The organism is Cellulomonas algicola, from assembly GCF_019024305.1.
GTDB classification, from domain to species: Bacteria; Actinomycetota; Actinomycetes; order Actinomycetales; family Cellulomonadaceae; genus Cellulomonas; species Cellulomonas algicola.
In genome coordinates this window covers 196,134-206,516 of sequence record NZ_JAHKSJ010000011.1, presented here as the reverse complement: position 1 = coordinate 206,516, position 10,383 = coordinate 196,134, and the positions used below count along the sequence as shown (strand labels likewise).

Sequence of the window (10,383 nt, the reverse complement as noted above, 5' to 3'; positions counted from 1 at the left end):
GCGGCGAGGTCGTCGGGGAGGCCGTCGGTGAGAACGTGCTGCGCGAGGGCGGGGTCGGGGGTCGCGGGGCCGGGGGCGCGCCCGAGGGCGGGCGGGGGGGGGGGGGGGGGGGCCCCGGCCCCCCCCGGCCCCCGACGGTCTAGGACCTTGGACCGCCGGGCGGGGTCGGGGCCGGACCTACCGTCCCCGCATGGCCGATCCCCGGGGCTTCCTCACCACGCGCGTGCGCGAGCTGCCGCCCGACCGGCCGGTGGCGGTGCGCATCCTCGACTGGGACGAGGTGCACCGCCACCCCGTCGGCGACGCGGCCTTCCTGGAGACGCTGCGACGCCAGGCGGGGCGGTGCATGGACTGCGGTGTGCCGTTCTGCCACCACGCGTGCCCGCTCGGGAACGTCATGCCCGAGTGGAACGACCTCACGTGGCGCGGGCAGTGGCAGGACGCGAGCGACCGTCTGCACCTGACGAACAACTTCCCCGAGATGACGGGCCGGCTGTGCCCGGCGCCGTGCGAGTCGGCGTGCGTGCTCGGCATCCACGAGCCGCCCGTGACGATCCGCCACGTCGAGCTCTCGATCGCGGAGGAGGCGTTCGACCGCGGTCTCGTGGTGCCCGAGGTGCCGGGCCGCATGACCGAGTGCGCGGTCGCGGTCGTCGGCTCCGGGCCCGCCGGGCTCGCGGCCGCGCAGCAGCTCACCCGCGCGGGCCACCACGTCACCGTCTTCGAGCGTGCGGACGCGCCCGGCGGGCTGCTGCGGTACGGCATCCCCGAGCACAAGCTGCCCGCCGCCGTCGTCGAGCGTCGCCTCGACGTCATGCGCGCCGAGGGCACGGTGTTCCGGTGCGGCGTCCACGTGGGCCGTGACGTCACGGGCGACGAGCTGCGCCGCCGGTTCGACGCGGTGCTCGTCACGACCGGCTCGACCGTCCCGCGCGACCTGCCGGTGCCGGGCCGCGGCCTGGCCGGCGTCATGCCCGCGATGGACTACCTCGTGCCCGCCAACCACGCGGCCGTCGGCTCGCCCGTGCCCGGGGCACCCGTCGCGACAGGGCTCGACGTGGTGGTCGTCGGCGGCGGCGACACCGGCGCGGACTGCGTGGGCACCGCCGTGCGGCAGGGCGCACGGTCGATCGTGCAGCTCGAGATCCTGGCGCAGCCGCCCGAGGCGCGTCCGGACGACCAGCCCTGGCCGACGTACCCGACGGTGTTCAAGGTCTCGACGTCGCACGAGGAGGGCGGCGAGCGCCGGTTCGCGGTGTCGACGCTCGGGCTCGACGGCGACGACGGCCGAGTCACGGGCGTCCGTGTCGTCGACGTCGAGCGGGTCGACGGCCGGTTCGTCGCCGTCCCGGGCACCGAGCAGGTCCTGCCGGCGCAGCTCGTCGTCCTCGCGCTCGGCTTCACCGGGCCGGAGCGCGGCGGGCTCGCCGAGCAGCTCGGGCTGGCCGTCGACGCCCGGGGCGCGTTCGCAAGGGCCGACGACTTCTCGACGCCGACGCCCGGCGTCTTCGTCGCGGGCGACTGCGGCCGAGGGCAGTCCCTGGTGGTGTGGGCGATCGCGGAGGGTCGTGCGGCGGCCGCCGCCGTCGACACCCACCTCGTCGGCCGCACGACGCTGCCCGCGCCGGTCCGGGCGAGCAGCGTCGCGATGCGGGCCTGACGGCGGCGCGGCGATGTGCCGTGGAGCGCCGCTCGCACGCCCTGGGGCACGTCACGCCCGCGTCAGCACCTCCCGCAGCCGCGCCGCGAACGCCTCGGGCTGCCCGGCGTACCCGTGCTCGCCGCCGAGGAACCCGCCGTGGTGGCTCGGGAACAGCGTGAGGTCCTGACCGAGCAGCGCGGCCAGCGCCTCGGTCGCACGGAACGTCAGGAGGTCGCGGCTCTCCTCGCCGGCGGCGACGACGACACGGGTCGGGCTCGCGACGACCGCGTCGACGTCCGGACGGAACGCGGTCACCGGGTCCGACACGCCCGACAGCAGCGGGTCGCCACGCGTGCCGTCGTCCTCCGTCGGCAGGCCGAACTGCGCGGGGTCGACGGGCTCCTGCGCGAACCGGTCCGGGAACGGGCCCTGCCACGACGAGACGAGCATGAAGGTCGCCATGCCGGCGCCCCAGCCGCGCTCGGCGTACACCTCGGCGACGCGCCTGCCCGCGGCCCGGGCGTTCTCGGCGTCGGGCAGCAGCTCGACGAGCGGCGGCTCGTGGGCCACGAACGTGCGGACGTCGTGCGGGTGCGCGGCGACGAGCGCGAGGCCCGTGATCGCGCCGCCGCTCGACCCGAACAGGTCGACGGGGCCGCCGCCCAGCGCCTCGACCAGCGCGTGCACGTCCTCCGCCTGCACGGCGGGGTCGTTGACCGCGGAGCCGTCGTGACGCACGCTGCGGCCGAGCCCGCGCGGGTCGTACGTCACGACGGTCCGCTCGGTCAGGAGGCCGGCGAGCGTCGTGAAGCCGCTCGCGTCCATCGGCTGCCCGATCAGCACCAGCGGCGGCTCGCCGTCCGTGGTGGGCAGCGGGCCGTGCACGTCGTAGGTGAGGGTCGCGCCCGGCACGTCGAGCGTGCGGGTGTCGGTCGTGGTGGTCATGGTGCGCTCCTGTCGCCGAGGGTCGTCGTCGCTCGTCGTCGGCTGCGGACGGGCTCGTCGTGCTGACCGGCCGCACGCCCGGGACTCATCGGGCCCATCGTGGACCCGGCGGCGAGCGCGGCGCGCGCGGGTGCGGGTGCGCGACCGGTGCCGCGTGTCGGTGGTCCGTGGGAGCGTCTCAGGGAGTCGCCGCGGACCGTCCGCCGGCGCCGTCGCCAGGAGGTCGCATGTCGAGCCCGCTCGCCGACGCGCTGTCGGCACAGGTCCAGGGTCCCGTGCTCGTCCCCGGTGCCGCGGGGTACGACGACGAGGTCGCCGCATTCAACCTCTCGGTCCCCATCCGGCCCGACGTGGTCGTGGGTGCGACCGGCGTGGACGACGTCGTCACGGCCGTGCGGCTCGCGCGCGAGCACCGCGTCCCGCTGCGCGTCCAGGCGACCGGGCACGGCGCCGAGCGGCCGCTGACGTCGGGCGTCCTCGTCACGACCCGTCGTCTCGACGACGTGGTCGTCGACGCCGCGACGCGCACCGCGACCGTCGGTGCCGGGGTCCGCTGGGCCGCCGTCGTCGAGCGCACCGCGGAGCACGGGCTCGTCCCCGTCGTCGGCCCGTCGTCGAACGTCGGCGTCGTCGGCTTCCTGCTCGGCGGCGGGCTCGGCCCGCTCGCGCGCAGCCACGGGTTCGGGTCGGACCGGCTGGTGTCCGCGACGGTCGTGACGGGGACGGGCGAGGTGGTCGAGGCCGACGACGGCGAGCACGCCGACCTGCTGTGGGCGCTGCGCGGCGGCAACGCCGTGCCCGGTGTCGTGGTGGCCGTCCGGATCGCGCTCGTCGAGGTCCCCGACCTGTACGCGGGGTCCGTCGTGTTCGACACCCCGCACGTCGCGACCGCGCTGCGCGGCTGGCTCGAGTGGACCGCCGGCGCCGACGACCTCACGACGACGAGCGCCGCGGTGGTCCGGATGCCCCCGATCGACGTGGTGCCCGAGCCGCTGCGCGGGCGCACGGTCCTCTCGGTGCGCTTCGCCCGGCCGGGGTCCGCCGAGGACGGCGAGCGCGCCGCCGCCCCGCTCCGCGCGCTCGCTCCCGCCCTGCTCGACGGCCTCGGCCCCCTCCCGGCGCGCGACTCCGACCGGATCCACGGTGACCCGACCACACCCGCGCCCGTCTGGACGGGTGGTGCTGGGCTCGCGCACGTGCGCGACGGGTTCGTCGACGCCTGGCTCGACGCCGTCGGCCCGGACGCGGACCAGCCGTTCGTCGCGGTCGAGCTGCGGCACGTCGCCGCGCCCGTGTCCGCGTCGGCAGCACGGACGACCGGTCAGGACGCGGTCGCCGGCCGGGACGCCGCGTTCACGCTCGGGCTCGTGACGGTGGGCCCGGAGGCCGCCGGCGTCGGCCCGGGTGCGGCCGAGCGCGTGCTGTCCGCCGTCGCACCGTGGCTGGCCGACGAGGCGAACCCCAACATGAGCGGAGGGCTCCCGGGACGGTGGCGGCCCGACGTCGCGGCGCGCCTCGACGCGGTCCGGCGCCGGTACGACCCCGACGACCTCCTCGGGTCGCACGCGCCAGAGCCCGTCGGCGTGGGCTGACGGGCGTCAGGGGGCTCCGTGCGGCCGGGGGGTCGCCGGTCGCTGCGGTGGGGCGAGAGGCGGAACGGGCGTCCCCGGCTCGTCGGGCAGGTGCAGCGGTTCGATCGCGACCGGGTCCCACGTCCGCACCGTCTCGGTGACCCAGAAGACGATGAAGAGCACGATCTCCCACCACTCGACGACGAGGATCGCCTCGTCGACGCCTGCACGCTCCAGCGCAGGCCACAGCACCAGCCCGGCGACCATGAGCGCGGCGACGGTGAGGTAGATCCTGCGGTAGCGCCGGTCCGACGCGGCGTCGGTCGCGGGCCACCCGTGGCTCAGCACCGCGAGCGCCAGGCTCACGATGAGCACGATCGCCGCCGCGCCGTGCAGCCACGCGAAGGTCGTGCCCGGCTGCACGAGGCGGACGACCAGCAGCGCGACGACCGCCAGCCCGAGGACCGTCATGAGCCAGAACACCCAGCCGCCGTCACGGGCCGTGCGCGCGGCGTGCATGGTCGCGCGGGTCGTCCGCCACTCCACGAGGACGACCGCCGCCGACACCAGCAGCAGTGACGTCAGCACGATCCGTGCGGGCAGCGCGGCCTGCGTCCGGGCAGCGCCGTCGAGCCGCTCGAGCTCGGCGGTGAGGCTGTTCGGCACGAACGCGACGACCAGCGCGAGGAACCCCGCCCAGTTGAGCGTGTAGTCCTCGACCGCGGGGAAACCGCGGTAGGCGACCAGGCAGACCGCGATGCCGGCGAGCATCGCGACGAACACGTCGCGCAGGTCGCCGTCGTAGTAGTCGCTGATCGACCGCTCGACGCGTCCGCCCGTCACCCACACGAGGAACGACGACACGAGCAGCAGCACCGGCAGCGCGACGAGCGTGATGCGCAGCAGGCGGTACGTCGCCCGGGCGAGCGGGTCGGTGCTCGCGGTGCCGACGTGCGTGGGGCCGCCCACGCGCGACCGGGGCGCGGTGGCCGTCGCGCCACGGTCCGCGGCGTCCGTCGTTCCGGTTCCTGCGGGATCGGACATGTCGCGAGCGTCCTGCCGTCGTCGTCCGAGGTCAAACGCAGGAGGCGACGCGGGGGAGCGGCGTCGGCGGCGGGCGTCGGGCACTCCTCGACCGTCCTGCGGCGGACGGGTGGCGTCGTGACGCGCCTCTCACGTGCGGCTCCGCCCGGTCGATGCGCAGGACGTGACCGCCGAGGGGTCCCGACCGCTCCCGCGCGACGTGCCGACGTCGCCGAGCGGTCGCGTGCCCCGGTGGCTCCTCGACGAGCGCGCGGCCCGTGCGCGTCAGGCGGGCCCACGCGCCACGACGCTCGACGGGTCGACGTCCCTGCTGCCGTCGCAGCCGGGGGCACCCGCCGTCGAGTCGATCACCGAGCCTCGCACCCCGGCCGCCGTCGAGCCCGGCACCCAGGTCGCCGCCGGCTCCGGTACCCCTGCCGGCGCGGTCCCGGCGCCCGCCGTCGGGCGAGCGGCGCGGCCGGACGACCGGCGCACGCGTCGCCGCGCAGGCAGCCCGGTCCCGAGCACGCTCGCGCTCGGGGTCGTCCTGGGGCTCGCCGCGACGACGTTCGGACCCGGCCTGCTCCACGACGCGCAACGCGTCCTCGCCCCGGTGGTGCACGGCTCCCCGTGGCTCGACGCCGCCGTCGGCGGGCTGGTGCGCGCCCCCGTGGTCCCGCCCGCGGGCCTCGAGGAGTCCGGTGACCCGATCGGTCAGCCGCCGTCGCTCGCGCAGGTCAGCCGCTCGTACGCGTACCTGCAGACGCAGGCCGACGGCCGGACCCCGGTCGCCTGGAGCCCGTGCCGTCCCGTCCACTACGTCGTCCGGCCCGACGGCGAGCCGCCCGGCGGTCGCGCGGTGATCGACGAGGCCGCTGCGCGCCTGAGCCGGGCGACGGGCCTGGTGATCGTCGCGGACGGCGAGACCGACGAGCAGCCGTCGGAGGATCGCGCGCCCTACCAGCCGGACCGGTACGGCGACCGGTGGGCGCCCGTCCTCGTGAGCTGGTCGGACGAGTCCGAGGACGCGCGGCTCGCAGGTGGTGTCGCGGGCGTCGCCGGACCGGTCGCGCTCGAGGCCGACGGTCGGCCGAGCGTCGCCGTGTCGGGCAGCGTGTCGCTCGACGCCGCGCAGCTCGGCGCGATGCTCGAGGAGCCCGACGGGCACGCCATGGCGCGCGCGGTCGCGATGCACGAGCTCGCGCACGTCGTCGGGCTCGGCCACGTCGACGACCCGACCCAGCTCATGGCGCCCAGCACGGACCCGTCGGTCACGGACTTCCAGGCCGGCGACCTCACGGGTCTCGCGCTGCTCGGCAGCGGCCCCTGCGCGCCCTGGCTCTGACGTCAGCGCGCGAACTCTGACCGGGGGCCGTGCCGCACCGAGCGGACCGCCGCCCGATCGGGGCACCGTGCCGCACCGAGCGGACCGCGGCTCGACCGGGACGTCGTGCCGCACCGCGCGCACGCGCGAGCGCCGCGAGCCCTCCCCCCGGGAGCCGCGCGGCGCTCGCCGTGTGCGTCAGGCGGAGCGACGCTCCGCCGCGGTGCGCACCCCCACGGGAAGTCGCAGGTACTGCTTCTCGCTGCCGGTCACGGCCACGACGTGGGCCGAGCGCTCGGCCTCCTCGCCGCCGTCGACCGTCACCGCGGCCACGTACATCGGCGCCAGCACGCTCTGCGCACGCCGCCGCCCGAGGCTCAGGTAGCCGAACGCGAACAGCTGCGGCTCGATCCGCACGTCCTCCTCGCGCCCCTCGAGGAGACGCGACAGACGGGCGGCGACCTCGGACGCCGCGTCCTCGGGGCGGCGTGAGACCGCCTTGTCGAGCGTCGCGCCGCTCCCGTCGCCCGCGAACCGGCGCAGCGTGAGCGTGAGCGACGACAGCCGGCCCGAGCCGGTCACCTCGACGCTTCCCGACGCCCGCCCGAGCACGGGCAGGTCGCGGACGGCGTGCCGGTACGCGCCGACGGCGCGCGTGAGCACAGGCTCGCTGACCTTCCCCTCGCGGTCGGCACCGGCCGCCTTGAGCTTCCAGAGCCGCTCGAACGTGAGCGTGTCCTCACGGTCGACGAGCGACGCGAGCCCGAGCCGCGCGACCTGGTCGTCCACGTAGCCGCCGAGCTTCTCGTCCGGGAGCACCTCGTCGAACAGGTCGTCGAGCGGGTCGACGCCCGCGTGCAGCGTCAGCGCGCCCGACGCGTGGAACGTCACGGCACGCCCGCCGTCCTCACCTCGGTACACGGAGCGGTCGGCCAGGCGGAGACCGCCCTGCGACGCGTCGAGCGGGATGCCCGCCGCCTCCGCCAGGCCGGCGAACAGCTGCTCGTTGCGGCGCACGAACGCCTCCGGGCCGGGCGTCGCCAGCTCGACGACCTCGGTCACGTCGGGCACGTCGCCGACCAGGCCCGTCAGGCGCTCGGTCAGGTCCTTCGTCGTGGTCATGTCCTTCTCCCTCTCAGCCCTCGGCCCAGCGCCACAGCAGGCAGCCCTGCTGGGACGGGGACAGGTCGGGGGACACCGAGCCGTGGCCCCACAGGTGGTCGCGGTTGTGCGGGCTCAGCGACCAGATGACGTTGCCGCCGTTCCACGTCTGCGACGTCGCCGGCCCGACGACGACCGGGTGGTTGTCGACCCACCAGTCGGAGACGCCGTCGATCCACGCCGACGACACGGTGTCGCCGTCGGTGAGGTTGCTCGCGACGTCCTCGCCGCACTCGTCGGTGGTGATGCCGTCCCACATCTCCTCCCACGCCCCGCAGTACAGGTGCAGGCGGTTGAAGATGTTCCACAGCCCCGTGAGGGTGCCGAGCGGCGCGGTGTCGCACGAGTAGGCCATGACCCACTCCGCGTTCCAGTCCTCGCCGAGCTCCCACGTGCCCGAGAACGTGCGCCACTGGTCGCGCGGCACGTCGTACAGCAGCCGGGCCTGGCCGTCCGCCGTGTGGTTGCCGTGCGTCTCGATCCAGAACAGGTCGACGTCGTCGACCCACGTGCGGTCGTCACCGCCGCCGCTCGTGTCCTGGATGTCGTTCTCCCACACGTCCTGCTCGGACCAGTACCAGGCGCGCGTGTGGCCCGCGCTGCGGAGCTCGTCGTCGAACCCGTTGCTGCGGTTGAACGTGTAGGTGAGGTCCGCGGCGGTGGAGACGCCGTTCGCCCGTGCGTTGCCGAAGTGCCGGATGGCCTCCACCCCGAACGTCGCTGCCATGAGATGCCCCCTGTCGTCGAGCGTGCGTTCGGGAGGCAGGAGCGGTCCTGCTCCAGGGCGATACGGGGACGGCCGGGTGATCCGGTCGGTAGGCGCTTGCCTGTGACGTCCGCCTCACCGACGGGTCCGTGGTGGGTACAGGGAACAGTCGGGGGCGACGGTCGGTTGCGCACTGTGGTCGCAGTCGAGCGGCCGCCTCCTCCGAGCCTGGAGCTGCCGCGCGTGAGCCTGCACCTGACCGAGCGCCGTGCCGTCGACCTGCGTCGGGTCGCCAGCGCGCTCTGTCGGCCTCCGCATCGCCCCGCCGGTCGCTGACCCGGCACCTCGGACCCGCACGGGTCCCTGACGGTCCGGCGCCGCTCCCGCAGCCCTGACCTCGGCCGACCGGCCGGTCACGCCCCGCCGGTCACCGCCACGTCGCTCGTCGACCTGGCTCCGTCCCCCCGACGCGTCCCTCACGGACCTCCCTCGCGGCGCGCCCGCGCCCCGGAAAGGCCTCACCCCGTGTCTGACACCACCACGACGCAGCCCCAGCGCCGGCTGCGGTTCCCCTCCTTCACCGTCCAGGTCCTGCTCGGCCTCGGCCTCGGCGTGCTCCTCGGCTGGATCGCGCTGCAGATGGGCGAGACGCCCTCCGGCGAGCCCAACTGGCTGACGACCACGCTCGACACGATCGGGTCCTCGTTCGTCACGCTGCTCAAGGCGATCGTCCCGCCGCTCGTGTTCCTCGCGATCGTCACCTCGATCGCGAACCTCGAGCGCGTCACCAACGCCGCACGCCTCGCCTGGCAGACCCTGCTGTGGTTCGCCATCACCGCCGCGATCTCCGTGGGCGTCGGCATCGGCCTCGGCCTGCTGCTCCAGCCCGGCGCGCGCTCGACCCTCAGCCCCGAGGACGGCTTCGAGGCCGGCGCGAGCGGCTCCTGGCTCGACTTCCTCAAGGGCCTCATCCCCGGCAACTGGCTGGGGATCGGCGCCGGCACGCAGGTCACCACGGGTGCCGACGGCGCCGTCGAGGCCAGCACCTCGGTGTCGTTCAACGTCCTGCAGATCGTCGTCGTCGCGCTCGTCGTCGGCATCGCCGCGCTGCGCACCGGCAAGGCCGCGCAGCCGTTCCTCGCGTTCAACCGCTCCGCGCTCGCCGTCGTGCAGAAGGTGCTGTGGTGGGTCATCCGCCTCGCGCCGCTCGGCACGCTCGGCCTCATCGGCAAGGCCGTCGCGACCTACGGGTGGGACCTGCTCGCGCCGCTCGGCACCTACGCCGCCGCGATCTACCTCGGCCTCGCCGTCGTCCTGCTGGTCGTCTACCCGGTGATCCTGCGCACCAACGGCCTGGGCATCGGCGCGTTCTTCCGCGGCGCGTGGCCGGCCATCCAGCTCGCGTTCGTGTCGCGCTCGTCCGTCGGGACGCTGCCCGTCACGCAGCGCGTCGTCGAGCGGAACCTCGGCGTGCCGCGCTCCTACGCGTCGTTCGCCGTGCCGCTCGCCGCCACGACCAAGATGGACGGCTGCGCCTCGATCTACCCCGCGATCTCCGCGATCTTCGTCGCGCAGATCTTCGGCGTGGACCTGTCGGTCACCGACTACGTCCTCATCGCGTTCGTGTCCGTGGTCGGGTCCGCCGCGACCGCGGGCCTCACCGGTGCCGTCGTCATGCTGACCCTCACGCTGTCGACGCTCGGCCTGCCGCTCGCCGGCGTCGGCCTGCTGCTCGCGATCGACCCGATCCTCGACATGGGCCGCACCGCGGTCAACGTCGCGGGTCAGGCGCTCGTGCCCACGATCGTCGCCAAGCGCGAAGGCATCCTCGACCTCGACCGGTACGCCTCCGCGTCGACGTCGAACCTGCTCGCCGACGACGTCGACGAGGCCACCCCGGCCGACGACGAGGTCCGCGACGCGACCGTCGTGCCCGCCCCGCGGGAGCCCGTCACCGCGTCCTGACGGTCGTCCGCACCACGCCCGGTCGTCCTCCCGCTCCGGAGGCCGG

General features: G+C 75.4%; 9 protein-coding genes. 5 read left to right on the top strand and 4 right to left on the bottom strand.

All coding sequences use genetic code 11. The features are described 5' to 3' along the window. Nucleotides 1–190: 190 nt before the first annotated feature. A complete protein-coding gene (locus KOV94_RS10370; RefSeq protein ID WP_218051974.1) occupies nucleotides 191–1,660 on the top strand; it encodes a glutamate synthase subunit beta in 1,470 nt (489 codons plus the stop codon). Between the two features lie 51 nt (nucleotides 1,661–1,711). On the opposite strand, the gene KOV94_RS10365 is transcribed toward KOV94_RS10370, so the two are convergent. Continuing rightward, nucleotides 1,712–2,587 (bottom strand): alpha/beta fold hydrolase, encoded by an 876-nt coding sequence (locus KOV94_RS10365; RefSeq protein WP_218051973.1) that lies wholly within the window; start codon nucleotides 2,585–2,587, stop codon nucleotides 1,712–1,714. A 227-nt stretch (nucleotides 2,588–2,814) separates the two neighbouring features. Here KOV94_RS10365 and KOV94_RS10360 point away from each other — a divergent pair, with 227 nt between their 5' ends. Beyond that, entirely contained in the window at nucleotides 2,815–4,179 is a 1,365-nt protein-coding gene (locus KOV94_RS10360; protein ID WP_218051972.1) for an FAD-binding oxidoreductase, read from the top strand. A gap of 6 nt (nucleotides 4,180–4,185) precedes the next feature. On the opposite strand, the gene KOV94_RS10355 is transcribed toward KOV94_RS10360, so the two are convergent. Continuing rightward, nucleotides 4,186–5,202, bottom strand: a complete 1,017-nt coding sequence (locus KOV94_RS10355; RefSeq protein ID WP_124344470.1) for a hypothetical protein — start codon at nucleotides 5,200–5,202, stop codon at nucleotides 4,186–4,188. A 223-nt stretch (nucleotides 5,203–5,425) separates the two neighbouring features. Between KOV94_RS10355 and KOV94_RS21245 the strand changes: the two genes are divergently transcribed. Further along, nucleotides 5,426–6,526: a matrixin family metalloprotease gene (locus KOV94_RS21245; protein ID WP_218051971.1), complete on the top strand. Its 1,101-nt coding sequence runs from the start codon at nucleotides 5,426–5,428 to the stop codon at nucleotides 6,524–6,526. A gap of 177 nt (nucleotides 6,527–6,703) precedes the next feature. On the opposite strand, the gene KOV94_RS10345 is transcribed toward KOV94_RS21245, so the two are convergent. Continuing rightward, the gene (locus KOV94_RS10345) at nucleotides 6,704–7,627 is read right to left on the bottom strand and encodes a hypothetical protein (protein ID WP_218051970.1); all 924 of its coding nucleotides are present in this window, start codon (nucleotides 7,625–7,627) and stop codon (nucleotides 6,704–6,706) included. A gap of 13 nt (nucleotides 7,628–7,640) precedes the next feature. Continuing rightward, nucleotides 7,641–8,393, bottom strand: a complete 753-nt coding sequence (locus tag KOV94_RS10340) for a DUF6345 domain-containing protein (protein ID WP_124341358.1) — start codon at nucleotides 8,391–8,393, stop codon at nucleotides 7,641–7,643. A gap of 3 nt (nucleotides 8,394–8,396) precedes the next feature. On the opposite strand from KOV94_RS10340, the gene KOV94_RS21405 reads away from it, so the two are divergent. After that, nucleotides 8,397–8,708, top strand: a complete 312-nt coding sequence (locus KOV94_RS21405; RefSeq protein WP_371852300.1) for a putative leader peptide — start codon at nucleotides 8,397–8,399, stop codon at nucleotides 8,706–8,708. A gap of 189 nt (nucleotides 8,709–8,897) precedes the next feature. Further along, the gene (locus tag KOV94_RS10335; protein WP_124341357.1) at nucleotides 8,898–10,337 is read left to right on the top strand and encodes a dicarboxylate/amino acid:cation symporter; all 1,440 of its coding nucleotides are present in this window, start codon (nucleotides 8,898–8,900) and stop codon (nucleotides 10,335–10,337) included. The last annotated feature ends 46 nt before the right edge of the window (nucleotides 10,338–10,383 follow it).

Bases quoted from the DNA above. Each gene is read 5' to 3' on its own strand.
- KOV94_RS10370 (WP_218051974.1), top strand. From the start codon at position 191: ATGGCCGATCCCCGGGGCTTCCTCACCACGCGCGTGCGCGAGCTGCCG.
- KOV94_RS10365 (WP_218051973.1), bottom strand. From the start codon at position 2,587: ATGACCACCACGACCGACACCCGCACGCTCGACGTGCCGGGCGCGACC.
- KOV94_RS10360 (WP_218051972.1), top strand. From the start codon at position 2,815: ATGTCGAGCCCGCTCGCCGACGCGCTGTCGGCACAGGTCCAGGGTCCC.
- KOV94_RS10355 (WP_124344470.1), bottom strand. From the start codon at position 5,202: ATGTCCGATCCCGCAGGAACCGGAACGACGGACGCCGCGGACCGTGGC.
- KOV94_RS10345 (WP_218051970.1), bottom strand. From the start codon at position 7,627: ATGACCACGACGAAGGACCTGACCGAGCGCCTGACGGGCCTGGTCGGC.
- KOV94_RS10340 (WP_124341358.1), bottom strand. From the start codon at position 8,393: ATGGCAGCGACGTTCGGGGTGGAGGCCATCCGGCACTTCGGCAACGCA.
- KOV94_RS21405 (WP_371852300.1), top strand. From the start codon at position 8,397: ATGCCCCCTGTCGTCGAGCGTGCGTTCGGGAGGCAGGAGCGGTCCTGC.